Origin of the sequence: Ellagibacter sp., from assembly GCF_048412355.1 — a bacterium.
Taxonomy (GTDB): domain Bacteria; phylum Actinomycetota; class Coriobacteriia; order Coriobacteriales; family Eggerthellaceae; genus Ellagibacter.
Genome location: NZ_DBFSAP010000024.1, coordinates 1 through 23,594, shown reverse-complemented (window position 1 = coordinate 23,594; position 23,594 = coordinate 1). Strand labels below are relative to the sequence as shown.

Sequence of the window (23,594 nt, the reverse complement as noted above, 5' to 3'; positions counted from 1 at the left end):
CGTTGGCGGGGCCCGTTTCAATTGGCCGACGGCTTATAAGACGAGGGCGTATCGAATGGCTGCGCAATGGGAGGGGTCGCGCAAGCTCGCCGCACCAATGCGAACTGCATACCCGACTGCCCGACTGCGCGGCTCCAAGCAACAAAAGGAGGAGTCGGTGGACAAGCAAGGAATCATCGATGCCAGCCGCGCTAAGCACGAGGGGGAGCGCATCTTCTACACTTCCTGCCCGGCAAACGGCTGCTGGGACTCGGCATGCGTGCTGAAGTGCCACGTGAAGGACAACAAGCTCATCGCCATTGAGCCGGACGACTCGGTCAACGCCAACGACAGCCGCGAGGATTGCGGCTGGGAGAACATCTGGAAGGGCAACGTCCAGATGCGTCCGTGCGCCATGGGTCATTCCTGGAAGAAGGAAATCGAGGCTGAGACGCGTCTTCTGCACCCGATGAAGCGCGTGGGCGAAAAGGGCCCCGGCAAGGGCTACTTCGTGCAGATTTCCTGGGAAGAGGCTCTCGACACCATCGCTGATAAGATGAAGGAGATTAAGGCAAAGTACGGCCCCTACGGCATCTTCCATTCGCAGTACCCGTCGTTCGAGAAGAACGGCTTCCCCCTGGCGGCATGGTGGGAAGCGGGCTTCGGTGCGTGGGGCGAGCACTCCACCTCCGGCCATGCTGCTGGCGAGATGCTGCACCTCGGCGTGGACCTCACGAAGGTCGCGAGCGGCCGCTCCGACGCATCCCCGGGATTCGAGGCTTCCGACATCTTCAACTCCAAGCTCTTCATCATGTGGGGCATGGACCCGGTCGTCGCATGGTTCGGCCCGACGTCGTACTACATGCAGCTCGCGCACGAATACGGCTGCAAGACCATCGTCATCGACCCGCGCTACACGCAGTCCGCGGAAATCCTCGCTGATCAGTGGATTCCCATCCGCCCCGGCACCGACCTCGCCATGATGCTCGCCATCGCGCAGGTGCTCTACGAAGAGGACCTCATCGACCATAAGTTCGTCGACGAGTGGGTCGACAAGGCGGGCTTCGAGGAATGGCGCGCCTATGTCATGGGCGAAGGCGAAGACGGCATCAAGAAGACGCCAGAATGGGCTGCTCCCATCTGCGCCGTTCCTGCCGAGACCATCCGCGAGTTCGCGCGCCTCTACGGCACCACGAAGCCGGTTCACCTGCAGTACTTCTACTCGTGCGCGAAGCGTCACATGGGAGATTACTCCGCCATCGCGTCGATGCTGCTTCAGTCCATGACCGGTAACATCGCCTGCCCCGGTGGATGCGAGACGGGCGCCTGCCTGCCCACCCCGGGCCGTGTTCCCGCCCCGCGTGCCGACTGGCATCGCGATCCGGGCAACTACAAGCCGGCCGTGCTGTTCAACAACAACTGCCTCACCGAGATCCTCGCTTGCCAGAAGGATTACTGGGAAGGCCGCATGAGCGAGTCCGAGTTTCGTCATCGAATCGGTTCTCCGACCAACGACTCTCCGCTGCCGAACATCCAGATGATCATCTTCGAGAACAACTACGGCAACAACCACTCCAATGTGAACAAGCGTTTCGCCGGTATGGCGTCTACCGAGTTCAACTGGGGTTTCCAGTGGCATCTGAACCAGCCCACCGCCGAACTCTGCGACATCATCCTGCCGGCGCCGATTTGGCAGCTCGAGGGCATGGACGAGTACATGTACGGCCATCAGCGCTTCGTGTCCGGCCCGAACGGCATGCGTAACTACTTCACCTTCTGCGGTCGCGGCCTGGACTTCCCGGGCGAGGTGCGCTCGAAGGAATGGGTCTGGACCGAAATCGCCAAGCGCCTCGGCGTGGCCGACAAGTACAATCCCCGCATGCTCGACGTCGACGTCGATCACTGGGTGGACGCTCAGGAGGCCGTGTACAAGGAGGCCTTCGAGAACTGGGCGAACAACGAGACGATTATGGCCTATCTCGGCTACGAGAAGCGTCCGACCTGGGAAGAGTTCAACGCGCATCCGGTCATCCGCACCGAAATCGACTCGCCGTACTACCCGTTCAGGACCAGGATCGAGCGCGGTGAGAGCCCGTTCGAGACCCCGAGCGGCAAGATCGAGTTCTCGTCGAACTACGTGAAGACCCACGACATGACCGAGTCCCGTTGGCGCGGCCAGATCGAGCCGATGCCCGTGTGGAGCCCGAGCTATGTCGAAGGCGACATCGGATCCGCTTCCAACGACGGCTTCTACAACCCGAAGGTCAAGAAGTACCCGCTGTCGATGGTGTCCCCGGTTTCGATTTACCGCCAGCATTCCAGCAACGACAACAACCCGTTCATGCGCGAGGACTGCTATCGCCACGCGGTGTGGATCTCCGGCGTCGACGCGCAGGCGCGCGGCATCAAGGACGGCGACATCTGCCGTGTCTACAGCGACCGCGGCGAGGTGGAGCTCACGGCCTACGTCACGAACCGCATGATGCCCGGCACCGCGGCCGTGCACCACGGCGCGTGGTTCCAGACCGACGGCACGCCGGCCGAATGCAACACGTTCGGCGAAGACCTTCGCGGCACCCCGAACATCCTGCTTGACGACGGGCATCTGCCCCACATCCTGGGCGCGCTCATCACTGCGGGCCTGGTGGAAGTCGAGAAGCTTCGCGATGGCGACGCCGAAGGTTTCGGCAACGAGGCTGAGCGCGGCGGCATGCGCGGCGCAAGCGTGGCACTGAATTATCGCCGCTCGCTCGGTGAGGGGAAGGAATAAGACGATGACCCAGTATGGTTTCATGTTCGATATGAACCGATGCTACGCCTGCCAGGCGTGCAGCATCGCTTGCAAGGATTGGCACGGCATCGAGCCGGGTGCCGAGAAGTACATGACGGTGTACGAATGGGAAGAGGGAACGTTCCCCAACATCCGCCTGCATTCGCTCGCGTTCCCGTGCGCGCACTGCGAGGACCCGGCATGCGTGAAGGTGTGCGAGTCCGGTGCCCTCTACAAAGAGGATGAATTCGGCGCGGTCTTGGTTGACCAGGACAAATGCACCGGTTGCCGCAAGTGCTACGACGCGTGCCCCTACGGCGCGCCGCGCTTCGCGACCGACGAGCCCACCTGCAAGATGAGCAAGTGCGACATGTGCATTGACCGCTTGGCCGATGGCAAGCAGCCCGCCTGCACCCAGAGCTGTCCGCTGCGCGCTTTCGACTTCGGCCCGATCGACGAGCTCGTGGAAAAGTACGGCGACGTGCGCTACTGCGAGGGCATGCCCTCTCCCGATGCGACCAAGCCCTCCTTCATCATCTGGAACCCGCGCGAGAAGACCCCGCTCATCCCGTACGACGCCGATAAGGCTATCCGCCTGAATCAACAGCGCGGTGATTTGGGCACGATGTTCGAAAGCCCCGAGGATCTCACGACCTTCGACGAGGGCACCATCCGCCGCAACGAGCTCCAGATGAAGCACGACTCCGTCGTCGAGCTCATGCGCGCCACCCGCAACGACATGGCGTAAGCGCCCGACCTCCCGCAGGCCGGGAACCTCCGGCCTGCGGGAGGGCTTTAAGCCGTTCGCGATATTCCGCCCGATCGATCAAGGGGACTCGGGCGGGCATTCTCGAATGCACGTCGCTGCATCAGAACCTTCCCGTACCGCCAACGCGGGAGTCTCTTTTGCAGCGGCATTGCAGATAATCAACCTGCTTTACGAAAGGGGAAAGCACTATGGAGTGGATTGGAGTTATCGGCATCATCGTCGGTCTCGTCTTCTTCGTCATTGCAGCCATGAAGGGCTGGAATGTTCTTATCACCTCCGTTGTGACCGCCGTCATCATCGCGGTCACGAACGGCATGGGCATCGCCGATGCGATGCTCGGTGCGAAGTCGTCGTATGTGACAGGCCTCGCAAGCTTCGTTCAGAAAAACCTGCTCATCTTCGTGGGCGCGGCGATTCTGGGTGAGTACATCGATAAGTCGGGTGCTGCGAAGTCCATCGCGCAGGCGATCATGAGCAAGGTCGGCACGAAGAGCCCGTATCTGGTGCTCCTGGCAATCGCCGCTGTCGGCGCGATTCTCACCTATGCCGGCATCTCGATGTTCGTGGCGATGTTCGCCCTCATCCCGCTCGCTCGCCCGATTTTCAAGGAATGCAACATCCCCTGGCATCTGTTCTGCGCCGCGTGGACTCTGGCCGCCTGCTCGTTCACGATGGCCATGATTCCGGGCGTTCCCGCCATCGCGTGGATCAACGCCGCTAACGGCTGCGGCGTCTCCATGACCGCAGCTCCCGTGCTCGGCATCGTCGGCTCCATCATCGCGATCGTCGTTTCCTGCCTCTACATCAAGTTCGCTTTGAAGCGCGCTCAGGCCAAGGGCGAGACCTACGAGATCACCGCCGCCGACTCCGAGGCTGCCGAGCAGAAGGAGACCCCGAGCGTGTTCATGTCCTTGCTGCCGCTCATCGTGATGATTGTCATTATCATCGCAGGCTCGCAGCTCGGCGTGGCGAACGTGGTCTACATCGGCATGATCGTCGCCGTTGTGGTCTCCATGATCGTGTTCAACAAGTTCATCCCGAGCCAGCGCGACACCATGGGCAACGGCGCGAAGAACGCTCTCGGCCCCGCGCTGTTCACCTCTGCGGCCGTCGGCGTCGGCACGGTTGCTGCGGCATCCGTCGGCTTCACCGTCATCTACGAGGCCATCTTCAACATGCCTGGCGGCACCTACGTTTCCGCCGCCACCATGGCTGCTGTTCTTGGCGGCGTCATGGGCTCCGGCTCGGGTGCTGTGGGCATCATCGCCCAGAACTTCCTTGAGCCCTACCTGGCCACCGGCTGCGATCCGGCTGCCCTCGCGAAGATCATCGCGACGGCTGCGACCATCGGCGGCGCGCTTCCGAACTCCGGCGCGATGTTCGGCATGCTGGCTGCCATGGGCTTGAACCACGGCAACTCCTACAAGCACATCGCCGCCATCTCCATCGGCGCCGGCCTGTGCGCACTGATCGTCATGATCGTGCTCGCGAACCTGGGCGTCGCGTAGCGCGAAGTTGCTCTTGGCGGTCGCGGCCCCGCGCATGCGACCGCTTTCCATCCTGCTTTCGCGGGCGGGCGAATAGCAGGGTCTCACTCGACGATGGGCGCTCGCCTTGGGCGCCCATCTCTCAGGGAAGAGGGCTGTCCCCTCCACAAAACAGCTCTTCTATCCCCCTGTAAAGGCTGTCCCTCCCAATCAGGTTCCTTTTCCCTCGCTCAACAAGGGACCGCTCGGCAGCCCTCTTCCCTGAGATGTTCGGCTCATCTTCGCGTTGCTCGATGATTCAGACCGCAAGGAAAAGGGGAAGTATGAACAAAGGGGAATGTGTGGCTTCGGCTGCGAAGGGGAAAACACCGGCTGAGGTGGCGGCTCCGGCTCAGGGCAGGGCGCCGTCGAAGGGCAAGGCGACCTCGCAGTCGTCGCTCTTCGAGCGCGTGCCCGATTCGGCGCGCCTGGCTTGGCCCGACATCGCCGCTATCCTTTCGGGCGTCGTGTCGTCGCTTTCGAAGCTCATGGGTGGCGGCATCGTGGCCTTCTACGCGGGGTGTCAGCTTGGAGGCGTGGCGATGGCGATCACCTTCGCCCTCTCCTTCGTTTTGACCTATCTTGTGGGGAAGATCACCTTCCGCGAGGGGCTGCCCAACAACGTGGCGAGCCGCCTCTACATCTTCGGGACCAAAGGTTCTGCGGTAGGGTCTCTCATCTGGATCTTCCTGCTCGTCGGCGTGCTCGCCGTGGGCACGGTTCAGCTCGGCAACGCCATCCTCTACGCCTTCGGGCTCAACGCGACCTGGGAGCGCTGGGCGCTCTTCGTCGGCATCTCGTGCGTCTGGATCTTCATGGCGCTCTTCGGCACGAAGGTGATCGCACGCATGAACGCGGCGTTTGTGGTGGCACTGTTCTGCGTGATGGGGTACGTTGTGTACCTGATCGCCGCGAACGGCCAGATGGGGGACGCCCTCACTCACGGCGTGATGATTCCCGGCGTTGAAGTGGGGCGGGGCTTCGCCTACGGTGTGAACTACGCCATTATGACGAGCGGCCTGCTTGCGCTCTTTGCCGCCGACTTCACGCGCTATGCGCGCAAGGAGAGCGACCTTGCGCCTATCGCCGGCGTGGGAAGCCTGTTTGCCGTGATTACCTACCTCTTTGGCGCGCTCATCACGTACTTCGGGTTCTCGCAAGCCGTCGAGTACTTCAGCGCGCAGGGCTACGATGCGACGGGCGCTGCGCACGCGGCGATCACCAACCCTGGCATCTCGCTTGTGCTCGCGGCGGGAGGCGTCGGGCTTGCCATCATCTGCCTCTCGCAGATGAAGGTCGAGACCTCCAACTCTATCGGCGGCGCGAACGCGGTGACGAACCTGTTCGACTCGCTTTTCGGCGTGAAGCTCTCTTGGCCGGTCGCCGTCGTCATCGCGAACGCCATCGGCCTCGCCTTCATTCTGGGAAACATCTTAGACCAGGTGAACGCTTTCATGAGCTTCGGCAGTATCCTCACTATCTCTTGGTGCATGCTGCTCATCACGGACTACTACATCGTCCGCGGCCCCTTAAAGATCGGCAGCCGCAGTGTGCCGCTCGCCTCGGTCGAGTCTGTCAACTGGCGCGGTGTGGTCACGCTTGCCGTGACGAGCATCGTGAACATGGTCCTGTACTCGGCGGGCATCGTGTCCGTTCCCTTCCTCACCACCGCTCCTATGACGGTTGCGCTCTACCTGGTCTTGAGCCTCGTTTTCAAGACCCGTGTGCGCGAAAACGAGAAAGCGCGGCTTGAAAAGGTTGCTTAGCGAAGGGGTGTTCGGGGGTATCATAGGGTCATAGAGTGCGGGGCGCACCCGTAGGCGCCCTGCTGGACCCGCGAGAAAGAAGGATGCTATGGCGGTTATGCCTAAAGAGGTACAGGACGCGTTCAATCAGATGAAGAACGTTGTGCTCGCAACGGCAACCCCCGATGGCGTGCCGAACGCCGACCCGATGGGAATGAAGAAAGTCATCGATGCCGAGACGGTTTACATCTCCGACCAGTTCTTCAACAAAACGCTTGCGAACCTGAAGGAGAACCAGAAGGTTGCCATCACCTTCTGGGGAGACGAGGGCGCCTACCAGATTCACGGCACCGCGACCTACATCAACGAAGGCGAGCAGTTCGAGGAATTGAAGGCGTGGGTGGACGGCTGCTTCGCTGCAATGGGCGCGCCCATCACGGCAAAGGGCGGCGTGCTCGTGCATGTTGACGAGCTCTTCACCTGTTCGCCCGGCCCGAACGCTGGCGCGAAGCTCGCGTAGCGCGGCTTTCTCGACATAGTCTTGCGCCTCCTTTTGCTGGGGCGCGCCTTCTTGACCCCAAGGCGGAGAACCTTGGGGCCAAGTCGTCTCTTGGATGGAAATTGCCTGTTCCGAGCTGCCGTTCTATTCGAGGCTTCATTCTTCTGGTATGAGCATACCTTCTCGCCGGTAGGCGCTTTTCGGCACGTGACGGTGATGCTTCGCGCCTTTGCTCCGCTAGTATCACGTCATGTTCATCGGCCCGGTTGTCGGTGGCGCGCTGTGCACGGCGTTCAGCTGGCGCGCGGGCATAACGCCTTCGAGGCGGGTCTCGTCTTGTTCCCCGGGGCGTTGACGGCGCTTGTGTTCGCGCCAGATCGCAGCATCCCTCTCGACGGCGGTGATGGTCTTTCTTATCGGATGCTTCCCGCTATCGGGCGAGTTTATGGGCTTCCACGCCGCGCTCGGGTTCTCGGCGTTCCTTGCGCTCGGCTGCCTTCTCGTCGTCATTGCGAAGATTCCTCGCAGCGGAAAAGGTGCGAACTCGTAAAGCGTCCCCCGTTTGGGCAAGCCCCGTGCGCCTTCCCGCAAATCAAGGAGCACTTTGGCGCTACCCGTCCGAACTCGCTTATGATGTGGCGGTTCATTCGCGCTGGATTGCGCCTGGCATATACGACGACACGGCAAATAATACGGGGTCGGGGGGCTTCTTGTCGGTCTGCGTAGCACATTGCTGCTCTTCCTCTCCTCAGAATGCCCGCGGCACCTCGTGGGCGTTCGTTTTGTATAGGGGTGCTTTCCCTCGGCGCGCACGCTCGTTCTCGGGTATCATAAATAGGTTGTACTTTTGGCATTTAAGAAAGACGAACGATACCTATGATCTTGCAGCTTGAGCATATCTCCAAGTCATTCGGCGGCCGCGTGCTGTTCCACGACGTCATCTTCAAACTTGAGGAATACGACCGCTTGGCGCTCGTCGGCCCGAACGGTGCCGGCAAAACGACCATGCTCAATATCATCTCCGGTGAGGAAGATGCTGATGAGGGACGCGTTCTGTTCGCAAAGGGCGCGCGTGTGGGCTACCTTGAGCAGGAGGCGATCGAGATGGGCGAGCAGCCCATCTTCGACGAGGTTATGGCCTCCCAGGTCGAGGTGCTCGCCGCCGAGAAGCGCCTGCGCGCACTCGAAGAATCGCTCGGGGAAAACCCCACCGAGCGCGATCTTGCCGCCGCGGGCCGTGCGCGCGATGAGTTCGAGCGGCTGGGCGGCTACGTCATCGAGGCGAAGGTGCGCGGCGTGCTGTTCGGCTTGGGCTTTAAGGAAGACGACATGCACCGCATGACGAGCGAGTTCTCGGGCGGCTGGCAGATGCGTATCGCGCTCGCGAAGCTGCTGATCAGAAACCCCGAAGTGCTGCTGCTCGACGAGCCGACGAACCATCTGGACCTGGAGAGCGTGAAGTGGCTCGAAAGCTTCCTTCGCAGCTACTCGGGCACCGTCATCGTCGTCAGCCACGACCGCGCGTTCATGGACAACATGGTCGATCGCGTGGCCGAAGTCGACAACCAGCAGGTCAATCTCTACAAGGGAAACTACACCGCCTACCTGCGCCAACGCGCCGAGCGTATCGAACGGCTGAAGCAGGAGCGCACCAAACAGATCGAGGAGATGAAGCGCCTCGAGGCGTTCGTCGAGAAGTTCCGCTACAAGGCGACGAAGGCTCGCCAGGCGCAGGAGCGTGCGGCGAAGCTCGAGAAGCTGAAGGCAGAGCTCGTGGAAATCCCCGAGGAAAAGAAGACGGTGCACTTCAACTTCAAGCAGCCGCCGCGCACGGGCGACATGGTGGTCGAGGCGCGCGGTCTGCGGAAGTCCTTCGGCGACCACCACGTCTACGATGGCTTGGATTTCACGATGTACCGCGGTGAGAAGGTGGCGCTCGTCGGCCCGAACGGCGCCGGCAAGTCGACGCTCCTGAAGATGATCGCCGGCGTGCTCGCGCCCGATGCGGGATCGATCAAATACGGCACGCACGTGTCGAAAACCTACTATGCTCAGCATCAACTTGAGGAGCTGACCTCGGGAAACACTGTGTTTGAGGAAATCGATCACGTGGCGCCGGGCTGGACGATCAGCCAGGTGCGCACGCTTTTGGGCGCATTCCTCTTCAACGGCGACGACGTCGACAAGCGCGTGAGCGTGCTCTCCGGCGGCGAGAAGAGCCGCCTTGCGCTGGCGAAGATGCTCGTGGCGCCGCGTCCTCTGCTGTGCCTCGACGAGCCGACCAACCACTTGGACATTGCGAGCGCCGACATCTTGGAGCAGGCGTTGAACGCGTTCGAGGGCACGGTGCTGTTCATCACGCACGACAGGCACCTCATCAGGGGCGTTGCGAACCGTATCGTGGAAGTGAAGGACGGCCGCGTCACCAACTACGCGGGCGACTACGATTACTACCTATATAAGAGCGGCCAGCTCGATAGTGAGGCGCCGAAGGAAACGTCGCTTGTCGACGAGGTCATGGGAGGCTCGGGAAGCAAGGCCGCGAATGCGATGAAGGCGGCAGGGAAGGCTCCGGCGTCGGGTAAGACCGGATCGGGCAACACGGCTGGCGCCAGCGCTTCGTCGGGTGCGAAGACGCAGCTCACGGCTCCGCGTGGCAGCGCTCCGAAGACCAAGGAGCAGAAGCGCCGCGAAGCCGAGGCGCGCAACCGTGCCTATGCGGCGCTTAAGGGCCATCGCAAGCGCATTGCCGAGCTCGACAAGCAGATGGAGCGAGATAACGCGCGCATGGCGGAGCTGCTCGAGCTCATGGCCGACCCCGACTTCTACATCAACGAGGACGCCTCGTCGGATGCCATCGCCGAGCACGCTCAGCTTAAAAAGCGAATCGCTGCGGCGGAGGAGGAGTGGTTCGTACTTAACGAGGAGCTTGAGGCCGAGATGGAGAAGCAAAAAGCGCAAGCGTGATTCGTGCGTTGACCTGTTGCTCGCAGCTGATTCGCTGGGTTTCGGGCCGGCTCCACGCGCAGTTCCGCACGAGCCGAACAGCCCAGTGGGCTGTTCGTGCGAGCTCAGGACTGTTTGAGCATGGAGCCGGCGCGGAATCCAGCCCCTACGTTACGGATTGCTCGCATTGCGCGGAATAAGAGGCAGAAGTGAAACCCCTGAACATTGTGCTTGTCGAACCTGAGATTCCCCAGAACACGGGCAACGTCGCCCGCACATGCGCCTGTACGGGCTCGATGTTGCATCTTGTGGAGCCGATGGGCTTCCGCTTGACGCAGCGCAACCTGCAGCGTGCGGGGTGCGACTACTGGGACGACGTCGAGATAGTGCAGTGGTCATGCGCCGAGGAGTTCTTCGAGGCGCATGGGGGAGACGAGCTGCACCTGTTCACGGGACACGTGTCGCGCAACTACACCGATGCGGCTTACGGTGAGGGTGCGTTTCTCCTGTTCGGACGCGAGAGCCGCGGGCTCGATGAGGCGCTTATCGAGCGTTACCTCGACGCGTGCGTTCGCATCCCCATGCGCGAGAACGAGCGCAGCTTGAACCTCTCGAATGCCGTGGCTATCGCAACCTACGAGGCCCTCCGCCAACAATCCTGGCCGAACATGAGCTAAGCTCTCCGTCCATCGATAGCGCGCGTCATTCTGCGGAATCGCCTAGATTATCTCCGTCGAAACACGGCTGCTCAAACGGGCATACACCCTTAGCGGCGATGTTCGCCTCTCTCCAATGCTTGCATCCTTAAGGTTGCTTGCAGTTTGGTACAATGCTTCAAACTGCTCGATTGCATCATTGAAACGCGGAGGTACGGCATGGCGAATCCATGGCGCAAAGCGCTCTCATCTTTCTTGTCAATTGTGCTCGTGGCGGGGCTTTTGCCCTGCGCGTCGTTCTATGGTTCGGCATGGGCAAGCGATGCCGAAGCCGAGGCCTCTGCCTCAGACGCTGCTCAGGTTGCGGAAGGTTCGCCGACCTCCGATGCCGACCAATCCTCCGAGTCAACGCAGTTCGCAGCTGTGGCTCAACCTGCGGACTCAACGCAGCTCGCAACCGCCGCGCATTCTTCAACCGAGACGCTGCCGTTCGGGAACACCATCTCCGCGACAGGCGAGGACCATTCAGCTGCTATCACCGAGAATGGGGAGCTTTGGACCTGGGGCCGTAACAACGTATTTCAGCTTGGATATTTGTTGGGCCCTGGTGATGATTACTCTTGTACGCCGAACAAGCTCATGGACGATGTTGCGAGCGTTGCTCTCGCTACAAATTTTTCGGCTGCTGTCAAAAATAACGGAGAGCTTTGGATGTGGGGTTATAACGGAGGGGGCGTGGTTGGCAACGAGGATATGGGGTCTCCTCATGGATTCGCTCCCGCAAAGCTCATGGACGATGTCGTCAGCGTTTCGCTCGGCTATCTGCATGCCGCCGCAATCAAGCGCGACGGATCGCTCTGGATGTGGGGCGACAATTCACATGGCGAGCTGGGCAACGGGACGACTAACGACAGCGGCAACTATATGCCAGTTAAGATAATGGACGATGTCGCTGCCGTTTCTTTGGGCACTGGTTATTCCGCCGCGATCGATTGCGATGGGGCGCTCTGGATGTGGGGCGACAATTCGAGAGGGCAGTTCGGAAACGGTACGACTGAGAGTAGCACCACCCCCATCAAGGTTATGGACGGTGCTTCTGCTGTGTCGCTCGGCGGGTCTCATACTGGGGTCATCATGACAGATGGGTCACTTTTAACCTGGGGATGGAATCTTGATGGACAGTTGGGGGATGGAACGACCGAGGATAGCAGTGTTCCCGTCAAGGTGATGGATGACGTAGCTTCGATATCATTCCGCGGTTGTAACTCCTCGGCTGTCAAGAAAGATGGCACGCTGTGGGTGTGGGGCGATGGCGCATACAACCAAGTTGGAGTGACTTATTGGGACCAGCTTAAGCCCGTACAATACCTCGAAGGGGTTGTCTGCGTTTCGGTGGGCATGAACCATACTGCCGCCCTCAAGCAAGATGGCACGCTTTGGACGTGGGGCTGCAACAATTACGGACAGCTCGGATACATGACCTTAGAACAACAGTGGACACCTTACCAAGTCATGGACAAAGTTGCCCTTCCTGCGGGTTCGTCGGGCGCAGTTCCGTCCGAAACGATTCCCTCCGACCCTTTCACGGCAAGCGCTTGGTTTAAGGCTTCGGGGGGCGATGGTGAAGCTGCGACTGTAGTGAACTGGGACGATGCCTGGTTCAACACCTCTTCGTACACGTACAACCACGACCTTGCCACCACTGTCGCCGTGCTCGCCGCTGCGGCTTACGACGAGTCGTTCGTGGAAAAGACGTTGCGAGAACAGCTCGGCTTCAACGCGTTCGATTCGGTGGAATATCATCCCGAAGGGAAAGACTACAACGGCGACTACGACCAGGTTGGCTACTCCATCGAGACGCGCATGACCTCAAACGGCGTGCCGATTATCGCCGTCATCGTGCGCGGCACGCCTGGCAACGGCGAGTGGCTCAGCAACCTCAACGTCGCCGACACGCTGCAGAATTCCGACCAGGAAACGCACGAGGGTTTCAAGGCGGGGGCGCTGCAGGTGCTTCGGGCCCTGCGCAGTTACGTGTACGATAACGGCATCGACCTCGATAAAGCGCGCGTGCTCATCGCGGGTCACAGCCGGGGTGCTGCGGTGTCGAACATCCTCGGTGCCCGCCTCGACGATGGGTTGACGACCGACGCGGGGACGCTCTCGCCCGACAACGTCTACACCTTCACGTTCGAATCGCCCAACGCCACGCGCGCAAGCAATCGCAGCGACGCCAAGTACGGCAACATCTTCAACATCGTGAACCCCGAGGACGTCGTCATCAAGGTGCCGCTTGGCGAATGGGGCTACGGCCGCTACGGTAATGATTTGGCGCTGCCTTCCAGGTCGAACACGCTTAGAGGCGACTACAAGGCGCAACTGGCAAAGATGAACACGTATTTCGAGCGCTTCAGCGACGGGGAAAAGTACCGGGGCTACCTGACCGGCTCTGTTACCGCTTCATCGATTTCGACGGAGATGGCGATGCTCGCTCGATCGACCTGGTGGTACTACCACAATCGTCTGGCTGGCGTGACACCGCATGAGGTGTTCACGAGTCTCGTGAAGGCGGCCATCATGGATTCCGCCGACAACGGCGACTATGCCATTTTGTACGCAGCGATGGTGATTCCGCAGTACAAGCTCCTGTTCACGGCCATTTTCGGCACGGGAGCGCTCAACGGGGCGTTCATCACGGGCAAGGGCGTGGTGCACGGGCATACGCAGGAAACTTACGTGGCGTGGATGAAAAGCGACGAGGCTGCGCTCGGCGAGTTCCCCGAGATATTCGCCCGCAAGAACTATCGCTCGCTGCTCGTTGCCTGCCCGGTTGATGTCAAGGCTTACGACGCCGAGGGCAATCTTGTCGCATCGATTTCCAACGATGAGGTTGACGGGAGCTTGCTTGAAGAGGGTCTTCCCGCGGCGGTAACGTCCGACGGCGTGAAGATGATTGACATTCCCGCTGGTGGCGACTACCGCATCGAGGTCACTGCGACCGATGGTGGCGAGATGGACGTGACTGTCGAGGAGCGAGATGTCCTAAGCAGCGATCCTGTCAGCGTGAAGAGTTATCAGGGGGTCGCTATCGAGGAAGGTAACGTGTTCTCGCTCGACGTGTTCGCCCAGGATGCCCCCACCGATTGCGTGCTTGTGGACGACTCGACCGGTGACGAGGCGAAGGCTTCCTCCGTCGCGTCGGGCTCGGACTTGGAAGAAGCGACGGTGTCCGTTTCCGCGGAAGGTGAAGGCGACGTTTGGGGCGGCGGTCCGGTGGTCGCTGGAGGCAAAATCGCAATCCACGCACGTGCATTGGAAGGCAACGTGTTCATCGGGTGGCAGCGCGAGGGCACGTCGGGCGAGCGGGAAGCGGTCGCCGGCGGTGCCGATATCGAGGTGCGCGCATCCGAGGATGTGACGTACGTCGCGCAATTCGCGAGCATTCCGTCTGAGTTCCCCGACGTCGACTATGCCGAGTGGTATGCCGAGGGCGTGTCGTTCTGCTCCGCGAAGGGCCTTATCACCGGCTATGCGGAAGGCCCCGATGCCGGTCTGTTTCGGCGTGGGCAGGCCCCTTACGCGTGCGCAGTTCGCCATGATTCTCTGGCGCGCAGCCGACCCCGAAGCTGCCGCAGCGTACAAGTCTGCTGACACGTCCAACACGACGGGTATGGACGATGTCGAGTCCTTCGTGTGGTACACCGGTGCTGCCAACTGGGCTGTTGCCAACCAGGTGATCAACGGTTCCGACAATCACGACGGCACGTTCAGCTTTATGCCCAATGAGCCGGTGACCGCTGAGCAGGTGGCCAAAATCTTCTGCAACTATGCGAATGGTGGCCAGGCCGGCGATTCGGCTGCCTTGGGCGACTTGACCGATAGCGACGCCATATCCGATTGGGCAGTGGGCTCGGTGGCCTGGGCTAAGGAGTCTGGCCTTGTTAGCGGCTACGATAACCACGACGGGACCTACACGTTCGCGCCCGCCGAGAGCACTTCTCGCGAGCGCGCCGCGACCCTGATCATGAAGGCGTATCGGCAGGGGATTTTGAAGTAGCGTGAAGCCGACGCCTGCGCTGGTGACATGATCGGCGCAGGCGTCTCGCCGCGATCGCTGCTCGGTGCCTGCCTGTTTTAGGGCGGGCGCCGCCGCTGGCGCTCTGGATTCTCGCGCCCGCAAGCGCAACGCCTCCTCGCTTTCCATCTGCGCACTTTTCGCGCAGGGGAGTGGGGTGCGCGCTTCGTGGGCTTTCCCTTGCGCTACACTTATGACCCATGTCGTCACAATATCTTGCCTACATAGTCTGCTCGGTCCTAAGCTTCGTGCCCGCCATCGTGTTTCACGAGGTGGCGCACGGGTTTGCGGCGTACAAGCTCGGCGATCCCACAGCCAAGCGCGCGGGGCGCTTGTCGCTTAATCCGCTCAAGCACGTCGACCCGTTCGGCACGGTCATCCTGCCTTTGTGCATGCTTGCGATGAGCGGCCCCGTGTTCGGCTATGCGAAGCCGGTACCCTACAACCCGTCCTACTTCAGGAATCCCAAGACGGGCGACGTCATCGTTGGCCTTGCCGGACCTGCGGCGAACCTCGTGATGGCCGCCTTCGCCGGCGCCATCGCCTGGGCTCTCTACGGCCAAGCGCCCGCGCTTGTCGCGCAAAGCGGGGCGTTCGCATACTTCTACCTCATGTTCCTGCCCATGTTCGCCCTCATCAATCTCTACCTGCTCTTTTTCAACTTGCTGCCGATCCCGCCGCTTGACGGCTCGTCGGTGCTCGCGCTATTCATCCCGAAAAAGCACATGAGCACGTACTACCGCGTGCAGCAGTACGCCATGCCCGTCTTCATGATCGTCCTCGTCGTTCTGCCGTATGTCCTGCACGTGAATCCCGTCGGCGTCTATCTCGACGTCACGGCGGGCAATGTGGCCAACCTGCTGTTCCCGTTCAGGGTTTCCTAGGGGGCGAAGCTGTGTCCTACAAAGTCCGCACTGCAAGCTTCGAGGGCCCGTTCGACCTTCTGCTGTACCTGGTGAGCAGGCAGAAAGTCGATATTGGCGCCATCTCGATCACCGAGATTGCCGACCAATACCTCGCTGAGGTCACGCGCATGAAGAACCTCGACCTCGATGTGGCGAGCGATTTTTTGCTCGTGGCCTCGACGCTGCTCGAGATTAAGGCGCAAAGCCTCATCCCGCAGGATACGCCCGAAATCGACGACGATATCGCGGAGCTCACCCCGAGCGAGGCACGAGATATCCTGGTCGAGCGGCTGCTTGCCTACAAGCAGTACAAGAACGCGAGCGCCGCCCTTCATGCTCGCTTCGTGTCGGAAGGCCGCATGCACACGCGTCCGTTCGGACCCGACGTGTGCTTCTTGAACCTCATGCCCGACTATCTGAAAGACGTCACGCTCGACGGTCTCGCGCTCACGTGCGCCCGTGCGCTGGCCCGACGCGATGTGTTCCTTCTGGAAAGCGAGCATATCGCCGCAAAGCCCATTCCCGTCGAGACGCACGTGCGGGCCATCCACCAGCGCATCGTCAACCGCGGACACCTGCGGTTTTCCGACTTGGTCGACGAGCGCACGCCGACGCCAGTCGTTGTCGTGACATTCCTCGCGGTGCTCGAGCTTTACAAGCGCTCCATGGTGAAGATCAGCCAAGACGAGCTGTTCGGCGATATCTCGATCGACTACATCGAAGGGTCGGGCGAGCTTGACCTGACGGGCGAAGATGCGCTCACGTCGGTGGGCGAGGAGGAGTAACCATGTTCGAAGGTTTGCAGAAAGACCAGCTCGCAGGCGCAATCGAGGCAATGTTGTTCGTGACCGACGAGCCGGTGGGCACCATCGCGCTCGCCGACATGCTCGAGGTCGACCCCGCCGATGTCGAGAGCGCCCTTGTGGGGCTTCGCGACAAACTCGAGGCCGAAAACCGCGGCATCCAGCTGCGTGAAGTGGCGGGCGGCTGGCGGCTGTACACGCATCCCGCTTACCACGAGCTCATCGAGAAGTACGTCCTTTCCTGGGACACGCGCAAGCTCTCCCAAGCCGCCATGGAAACGCTCGCGATCGTGGCGTATACCCAGCCCACGACGCGCGCCCAGGTGGCGAGCGTGCGCGGCGTGAACTCCGACAGCTCCATCAACTCCCTGGTGGAAAAGGGCCTCGTGCGCGAGGCGGGGACCGCGGACACGCCGGGCAACCCCACGCTTTACGCCACGACGCGCGCGTTTTTGGAGAAGTTCGGCCTGCGCTCTACCGCCGATTTGCCCGACCTTTCCGAGTTCGCCCCCGACGATTCCACGCGCACGCTCATTCGCGAGCGTCTTTCCGCAGCTCACGAAGCAAGCGGTACCGCGCTCGAGCGCGACGAGGGCGACGTGCTCGACCGCGTTGTGTACGACGACGAGGAGGGCGATATGAGCGGGGCTGTCACGGGTGAGGCGCTCGTGGGGCATACGGCGCCCGAGTCGCTGTTCTCGCAGGATGCGGGTTTTCGTGCGGCTGCGTCGCGCAACGAGGCGGGGGAAGACGGCGATGACGAGGACTTTTCCGGCATGGACGACGGTTCGGCTCAGGAGATGCTTCGCCAGGCCATGTCCCAGGGCTTCGGCGTGGTCGACAAGATCGACTTCGACGAGCTTACGTTCGAAACGGAAGACGAGTAGCCATGATGCGCCTGCAGAAGTTTCTTGCGCGCGCGGGTGTTGCGTCGCGCCGCCATGCCGAAGAGCTCATCGTCGCCGGTCGCGTTATGGTGAACGGACAGCCTGCTGAGCTGGGGTGCTCGGTCGATCCTGGCAGCGATGAGGTGCGCGTTGACGGCGGAGCACCGGTGCGCCTTGCCGAGGGCGACGTCACGATCATGCTTCACAAGCCCGCTGGCTACGTCACCACGATGGACGACCCCCAGGGGCGAGCTACGGTGGCCGACCTCGTCCCCGCTGATCGGTTCCCGGGGCTGTTCCCCGTGGGGCGCCTCGATCGCGACACGACGGGCCTTCTTCTCTTCACGACCGACGGCGAGCTTGGAAACGCGCTTCTACATCCGCGCCGCCATGTGGAGAAACGCTACCTTGCCCTGGTCGAAGGGACGCCCGATGCTAAGGCGCTTGAGCGGTTGCGCCGTGGTGTTGCGCTCTCCGACGGCATGACGCTTCCCGCTCGTGCCGAGCTTTTGCGGGGCGGTGATGCGCAAAAGGCCGCGCGCGCAATTGGGACGGGCAAGGGCGCGGGCGGCATCAACGCCTCGCATACTGGCAAACGCAGCCGTGCGGTCCGTGAGAAGACGGGGAGCTATGTGCTCGTCGGTTTGCGAGAGGGCCGTAAGCGGGAGGTTCGCCGCATGCTCGAGGCGGTGGGTTATCCGGTCATCGCACTGCATCGCTTTTCCTTTGGTCCGCTTGAGCTGGGGGATTTACCCCGCGGCTCATGGCGCGAGCTCGCAGATGTGGAAGTAGGCGAACTTAAAGCCGCAATCCAGTCGTAACTGCTAAACTAACGGACTGCTGCCCAGGTGATAAGGATCCGGGCACGCGAGGAAAAGGTATGCGCATGTCTGAAGATATAACAAGCAAGACTCCTCACGGGTTCGACCATATCGTAGTGGTTGGCCTGGGGCTTATCGGTGCATCGCTTGCGGCCGCCATCTCGAAGTCCGACCCCGATGTCGAGGTGTTCGGGGTTGACGTCGATTCGCGGACTTGCGGCGAGGCAATCTCGCGTGGGTGGGTGGCGAACGCTTGTGCCCCCGAAAGCGAGGCGTTCTCCGATTTCGTGAAGGACCGTGCAGATCTCGTCGTCTTGGCGACGCCGGTTGCTGCGGTCGACGATTACCTGCGCCTTCTGCGCGATTGGGATTACCGCGGCGTTATAACCGACACGCTTTCCACGAAGGCGCATATCCTTGCGGCGACGGCTGAGATTCTGCCTTACCGCCGCAATTACGTGCCCGGCCACCCCATGGCAGGTTCGGAGAAGAACGGCATCGACGGCGCCCGCCCCGATCTTTTCGAGGGCGCTAACTGGATTCTGTGCCCCGATGCGGACACGCCGCCCGAGCATTTCCAGCGTCTGCATGAGCTCATCACGAGCTTGAACGCGCGCGTGGTTGCCATAGCACCTGACGAGCATGATGATTCCATTGCCGTCGTAAGCCATGTCCCGCATATCATCGCGGCTTCGCTCGTCCAGCTGGCGCATCGCCACGCCGACGATCAGCAGTCGCTCATGCGCCTTGCGGCAGGCGGCTTCAAGGATTCCACGCGCATCGCGGCGGGCTCTTCGAAGCTATGGTGCGGCATCGCGTTCGACAACGCCTGCGCGCTCACGAGCGGATTGCGCGAGATACAGGGCATCATCGGCGATTTCGCCGACGCCATCGACGCGCACGATCGCGAGGCGACGACTCGTCTTCTCGAGGAGGCGGCACAGGCCCGCCGCGCTCTGCCTGCCGCTTGGGTTCCCTCGACCGACAAGCTCCTCGAGGTTCGCATTCCCATGTCCGATCGAAAGGGCGTGGTCGCGGAAGTCACGACGATCGCGAGCTCCGCTGGCTGCAATATCCAATCGATCGAAATCGATCACATCACCGAGGATCGCGCCGTGCTCTCGCTCGTTCTAACCGACGAGGGCGATGTTGGGAAGCTGTCTGCCCAACTCATCGGCGCGGGCTTCTCGGTGTCGTTCAATCCGCTCTCTCCGAAGGAGCATATCCATGTCGATTAACGATCAACTGGCGTCCGCCGTGCGCAACGACGCCGCAACGTCTGCTGATCCTGTAGTTGCGGCAGAACAGGCGACCCTTATCGAGCCGCTCGCCCGCCCGCTGTCCGGTGCGGTGCGCGTCCCCGGCGACAAGTCGATTTCGCATCGTTCGGTGCTCTTCTCCGCGATGGCCGAAGGCGCTTCGCACGTGTCCGGCGTGCTCGACTCCGCCGATGTGCGATCTTCCATCGGCGCCGTGCGCGCTCTGGGCGCCGAGGTCAACCTCGAAAAGCGGCCCGACGGAAGCCTCGCAGCCGACATCCGCGGCTGGGGTGGCTTAGGTCCTTCGCAGCCGGAGGGCGCCATCGACTGCGGCAATTCCGGTACGACGGTTCGCCTGCTCATGGGTGTGCTCGCGCCATGGGACATCACTGTCGAGCTTACAGGCGACGACTCCCTTCGCCGCCGCCCGATGCGCCGCATCGCAGCCCCGCTTGAGCTGATGGGGGCTCGATTCGCGCCGGAAGGTGCGACGACGCTCCCGCTTTCCATCACGGGAACGCGCGGCCTCGCTGCGATTTCCTATGATTCGCCGATCGCCTCCGCCCAGCTGAAAACAGCGATTCTGCTCGCCGGCATCTTCGCGGCGGGCACGACGAGCGTTCACGAGCCGGCGCCCTCGCGCAATCACACCGAGCTCATGCTCCCCGGCTTCGGCGTCGACGTCGAAGCGGCGCCAGGGGAGGCTTCCGTTGCTGGTGGGCAGAGCCTTCACGCCTGCGACGTCGATGTCCCGGGTGACCCCTCGTCTGCGGCGTTCATGGCGTGCGCGGCGGCTCTTCGTCCCGACAGCGCGATCGACATTGAAAACGTGAGCTTGAACGAGGCGCGCATCGGCTTCGCACGGGTGCTCGAGCGCATGGGCGCCGACATCACCCTGAAGCCGACGGGCAGCGCGGGGGAGGAACCTTGCGGCACCATCTCGGTTTCCTACGTCGAGCATCTGCGCTCGTGCGAGGTCGTGGGTCGCGAGATCGCCTCGCTCGTCGATGAGATTCCCGTGCTCGCCCTTGTAGCTGCCCACGCGGAAGGCACGACGGTCTTTCACGAGGTGGGGGAGCTGCGCGTGAAGGAGACCGACCGTCTCGCGGCCATCTTGGAGGGGCTTTCCAAGCTTGGCGTGCGCGCGTGGTCCGAAGGCGATGACCTGCATATCGAGGGCAAGCCGGGTCTCGTTGTGCCCGAGGGGCTCGTGTTCGATTCCCTGGGCGACCATCGTCTTGCGATGACCTGGTCGCTTGTTGGCTTCACGGGAGCCCATCCCGTGTCTATCCGTGATTTTGAGGCAGTTCGCGTAAGCTATCCGGGCTTTCGCGCCGATATTGAAAGGCTGGCGAAATGATTGTCGCAATCGATGGCCCCTCGGGGGCAGGCAAGTCAACCGTCGCTAAGGCAGCGGCAAAGCGGCTCGGGTTCTCGTGCCTTGACACGGGGGCAATGTACCGCGCCATCGCGTGGAAGGCGCTCGCCGACGGCGTTTCCTTCGACGACGCCGAGGCGCTCGGCGCGATCGCGCGCGACAACGAAATCGAGTTCGGGCATGTCGAGGGCGACCCCGTTCCCCGTCGTGTCTTCATCTCGGGCACGGAAGTGACCGATGCCATCCGCACGTCCGAAATCGACCGAGCCGTGGGGCCAGTTGCCGCCGTTCCCGCAGTTCGCGAGGCGCTTGTCGCCCAACAGCAGCGCATCGGTCGCGCGGGCGACTACGTGGTCGAAGGCCGCGACATCGGCACGGTCGTTTTCCCCGAGGCTCCCGTGAAGGTGTTCCTCACGGCAAGCGCGGAGGAGCGTGCAACCCGTCGTGTCAAGCAGAACGAGGAGCGTCACGTGGGTTCGACGAACTACGAGGAGGTTCTCGCCGACATCAAGAAGCGCGACGAAATCGATTCCTCGCGCGCCGCGTCGCCCCTCAAACCGGCGGAAGACGCCGTGCATCTCGATTCCACCGGCAAAACCATCGAGGAAATCATCTCCTTCATCTGCTCGCGTGCCGAGCAGGCTCAGGGGTAATCGCGAAATGGCGTCCTGCCTCTCGAGGCGGGGCGTCCAACTTACGGGGTTCTCGCGCATATTCAAGAGAAAGGGCTGCGCATGAGCGTCTTTTTGCCATACGAGAAGATGTGGGACATGCCGCTCGGGGGCACGTCGACCGAAAAGCAGATTCCCCATTGGTTTGGGAACATCGTTTGGGTGGTCGTCGCCTTCGTGTTCAAAATCTGTTTCCGCTATCGCGTTGATGGGCGCGAGAACCTGCGGGCGTTCAACAAGAAATCGGGCGTGCTCCTTGTGGCGAACCACACGTCGTTTCTCGACGTGGCCTGCATGTACATCGCATGCCGTCCCAGCCAGTGGGTGCGCCTGCTCGGCCGTGAGACGCTCTTCGACAACGCCCGCGGTCTTGTGGGCCAGATTCTCTCGCGCGTCGGTGCATTCCCCATCAAACGCGATGCGGCCGACCGCGTGGCCATCAAGCGCGCGACGCGCAACCTGAAGAACAACGAGCTCGTCGGCATCCTCCCCGAGGGAACGCGCCGTGGTAAGGGAACCAAGAAGCCCGAAATCCATTCCGGCGCCGCGTTCATTGCGAAGATGGGGCATGCGCCTATCCTCCCTATGACCGTGCGCAATGCCGAGTATGTGAAGCAGAAGGGCAAGTTCTTCCGTTTCCCCAAGATCACGATGGAGTTTGGGTCGCCCCTGCTTGTCAGCGATTTCGACTTCCTTCCCAAGGAGGATCGCCTGGAGGGGTGCACGTGGTACGCGATGCGCGAGTGCTTCGCCCTCTCCCAGCGCGTGCCGCGCGGTGAGGTCGACATGGTGGCCCTGTTCCCTGACGGGCGCGACTTTACGGACGTGTTCGCGAATCATGCGATTCCCGAGCACACTCCCGAGGAGATTATCGCGGCGAAGGAGTCGAAATGAAGGTGACGCGTGCGAAATGCGCGGGAGCCTGCTACGGGGTCCAGCGCGCGCTCAACATGGCGCTTGATACCGTGTCGAAAGGATCGCACGCCGTCACGCTTGGCCCGCTGATTCACAACCCTCAGGTCGTGGCGCAGCTTGCCGAGCGGGGCATCCGCGCTGTCGAAAGCCCCGAGCAAGCCGTCGAGGGCAGTGTCATCATTCGCAGTCATGGTGTTACGCCGCAGGTCAGACGCGAGATAGAGGCGCGTGGGCTTCCCGTGATCGACGCCACGTGCCCCCATGTCGCCCGGGCGCAGAAAGCGGCGGCGAAGCTTGCTCGCGAATGCGGGCGCGTCGTCGTCGTGGGAGAGGCGGGCCATCCCGAGGTCGAGGGGCTTGTCGCCTACGCACGAGAGGCTGGCGGGGAAGTGCTCGTCGCCGGGCGGGCGGCGGACGTGCCGGCAAGCCTTTCGGGCAAGGTGGGGGTGGTGGTGCAAACCACCCAGACGCGCGAGGCGTTCGAGGAGGTGCTTGCGGCGCTTCGCGATCGTGGCGTCGAGTGCGTGGTGAAGGATACGGTGTGCCTCGCGACGCGCGAGCGGCAGGAATCCGCGGCGGCGCTTGCTCGGGAAGTCGACGCGATGATCGTTATCGGTGGGCGCAACTCATCGAACACGACCCGTCTTGCCGAGATTTGCTCGTCGGTGTGCGGGAATACGCATCACATCGAGCGCGCTTCTGAGCTCGATCCTGCCTGGTTTGACCAGTGCACCGAGGTGGGAATCACGGCGGGTGCGAGCACACCAGAAGATCAGATCGCCGCCGTTGAAGCGCGCATCGCTAGCTTGGGGTAGAGCGGACCCTTCTATTCTTTGAAAGCGTGCGGGCTCGTTGAAGGCGCCGCCTCCTGCGCGGCGCTTCTGTCCCACGAGATAGAAGCGCCGGAGGGTAGGCGCATATATAAGCAGCGTGCCGAAGTGAAATCTCCTCTGCGGGGCGAATGCCGGAGGCGATCGCCCTATCTATCTA

The 23,594-nt window shown here is 61.9% G+C and carries 19 protein-coding genes; 18 read left to right on the top strand and 1 reads right to left on the bottom strand.

All coding sequences use genetic code 11. From position 1 onward, the window contains the following. Positions 1-157: 157 nt before the first annotated feature. The 5 genes from ACMRQN_RS03620 (at position 158) to ACMRQN_RS03600 (ending at position 7,309) form a co-directional block, all read left to right on the top strand. Positions 158-2,749, top strand: coding sequence for a molybdopterin-containing oxidoreductase family protein (locus tag ACMRQN_RS03620; protein ID WP_418733860.1), 2,592 nt, complete (start codon positions 158-160; stop codon positions 2,747-2,749). 4 nt (positions 2,750-2,753) lie between these two features. Continuing rightward, positions 2,754-3,497 (top strand): 4Fe-4S dicluster domain-containing protein, encoded by a 744-nt coding sequence (locus ACMRQN_RS03615; protein ID WP_418733859.1) that lies wholly within the window; start codon positions 2,754-2,756, stop codon positions 3,495-3,497. Positions 3,498-3,706: 209 nt separating this feature from the next. Beyond that, positions 3,707-5,026 carry a GntP family permease gene (locus ACMRQN_RS03610; RefSeq protein ID WP_418733858.1) on the top strand — a complete coding sequence of 440 codons (1,320 nt, stop codon included), beginning with the start codon at positions 3,707-3,709 and terminating at the stop codon, positions 5,024-5,026. Between the two features lie 302 nt (positions 5,027-5,328). After that, complete coding sequence (locus ACMRQN_RS03605; RefSeq protein WP_418733857.1) at positions 5,329-6,810, top strand: hypothetical protein; 1,482 nt, start codon at positions 5,329-5,331, stop codon at positions 6,808-6,810. 88 nt (positions 6,811-6,898) lie between these two features. Continuing rightward, on the top strand, positions 6,899-7,309 hold the full coding sequence (locus ACMRQN_RS03600; RefSeq protein WP_418733856.1) for a pyridoxamine 5'-phosphate oxidase family protein: 411 nt from the start codon (positions 6,899-6,901) through the stop codon (positions 7,307-7,309). A 222-nt stretch (positions 7,310-7,531) separates the two neighbouring features. On the opposite strand, the gene ACMRQN_RS03595 is transcribed toward ACMRQN_RS03600, so the two are convergent. Continuing rightward, positions 7,532-7,798: a hypothetical protein gene (locus ACMRQN_RS03595; RefSeq protein ID WP_418733855.1), complete on the bottom strand. Its 267-nt coding sequence runs from the start codon at positions 7,796-7,798 to the stop codon at positions 7,532-7,534. A gap of 366 nt (positions 7,799-8,164) precedes the next feature. Here ACMRQN_RS03595 and abc-f point away from each other — a divergent pair, with 366 nt between their 5' ends. From abc-f to ispH, 13 genes are all read left to right on the top strand, one after another. Continuing rightward, complete coding sequence (abc-f, locus tag ACMRQN_RS03590; RefSeq protein WP_418733854.1) at positions 8,165-10,255, top strand: ribosomal protection-like ABC-F family protein; 2,091 nt, start codon at positions 8,165-8,167, stop codon at positions 10,253-10,255. Positions 10,256-10,443: 188 nt separating this feature from the next. Continuing rightward, positions 10,444-10,911, top strand: coding sequence for a tRNA (cytidine(34)-2'-O)-methyltransferase (locus ACMRQN_RS03585; protein ID WP_418733853.1), 468 nt, complete (start codon positions 10,444-10,446; stop codon positions 10,909-10,911). A gap of 243 nt (positions 10,912-11,154) precedes the next feature. Then, positions 11,155-14,541 carry a lipase family protein gene (locus tag ACMRQN_RS03580; RefSeq protein WP_418733890.1) on the top strand — a complete coding sequence of 1,129 codons (3,387 nt, stop codon included), beginning with the start codon at positions 11,155-11,157 and terminating at the stop codon, positions 14,539-14,541. Next, positions 14,486-14,947 (top strand): S-layer homology domain-containing protein, encoded by a 462-nt coding sequence (locus ACMRQN_RS03575; RefSeq protein ID WP_418733852.1) that lies wholly within the window; start codon positions 14,486-14,488, stop codon positions 14,945-14,947. The genes ACMRQN_RS03580 and ACMRQN_RS03575 overlap by 56 nt, the downstream gene beginning before the upstream one ends. Before the next feature lie 218 nt (positions 14,948-15,165). Further along, positions 15,166-15,849 (top strand): site-2 protease family protein, encoded by a 684-nt coding sequence (locus ACMRQN_RS03570; RefSeq protein ID WP_418733851.1) that lies wholly within the window; start codon positions 15,166-15,168, stop codon positions 15,847-15,849. 11 nt (positions 15,850-15,860) lie between these two features. Further along, positions 15,861-16,655 (top strand): segregation and condensation protein A, encoded by a 795-nt coding sequence (locus ACMRQN_RS03565; RefSeq protein WP_418733850.1) that lies wholly within the window; start codon positions 15,861-15,863, stop codon positions 16,653-16,655. Between the two features lie 2 nt (positions 16,656-16,657). Beyond that, entirely contained in the window at positions 16,658-17,560 is a 903-nt protein-coding gene (gene scpB / locus ACMRQN_RS03560; protein WP_418733849.1) for an SMC-Scp complex subunit ScpB, read from the top strand. A 2-nt stretch (positions 17,561-17,562) separates the two neighbouring features. Then, a complete protein-coding gene (locus ACMRQN_RS03555) occupies positions 17,563-18,381 on the top strand; it encodes a pseudouridine synthase (RefSeq protein WP_418733848.1) in 819 nt (272 codons plus the stop codon). Positions 18,382-18,446: 65 nt separating this feature from the next. After that, positions 18,447-19,619: a prephenate dehydrogenase/arogenate dehydrogenase family protein gene (locus ACMRQN_RS03550; RefSeq protein ID WP_418733847.1), complete on the top strand. Its 1,173-nt coding sequence runs from the start codon at positions 18,447-18,449 to the stop codon at positions 19,617-19,619. Next, positions 19,609-21,000 (top strand): 3-phosphoshikimate 1-carboxyvinyltransferase, encoded by a 1,392-nt coding sequence (gene aroA / locus ACMRQN_RS03545; RefSeq protein WP_418733846.1) that lies wholly within the window; start codon positions 19,609-19,611, stop codon positions 20,998-21,000. The genes ACMRQN_RS03550 and aroA overlap by 11 nt, the downstream gene beginning before the upstream one ends. Further along, positions 20,997-21,671 (top strand): (d)CMP kinase, encoded by a 675-nt coding sequence (gene cmk, locus ACMRQN_RS03540; RefSeq protein WP_417062893.1) that lies wholly within the window; start codon positions 20,997-20,999, stop codon positions 21,669-21,671. Before aroA ends, cmk begins: the two co-directional genes overlap by 4 nt. An 81-nt stretch (positions 21,672-21,752) precedes the next feature. Next, positions 21,753-22,583, top strand: coding sequence for a lysophospholipid acyltransferase family protein (locus tag ACMRQN_RS03535; RefSeq protein ID WP_330046387.1), 831 nt, complete (start codon positions 21,753-21,755; stop codon positions 22,581-22,583). After that, on the top strand, positions 22,580-23,419 hold the full coding sequence (gene ispH, locus ACMRQN_RS03530) for a 4-hydroxy-3-methylbut-2-enyl diphosphate reductase (RefSeq protein ID WP_418733845.1): 840 nt from the start codon (positions 22,580-22,582) through the stop codon (positions 23,417-23,419). The genes ACMRQN_RS03535 and ispH overlap by 4 nt, the downstream gene beginning before the upstream one ends. Positions 23,420-23,594: the final 175 nt, after the last annotated feature.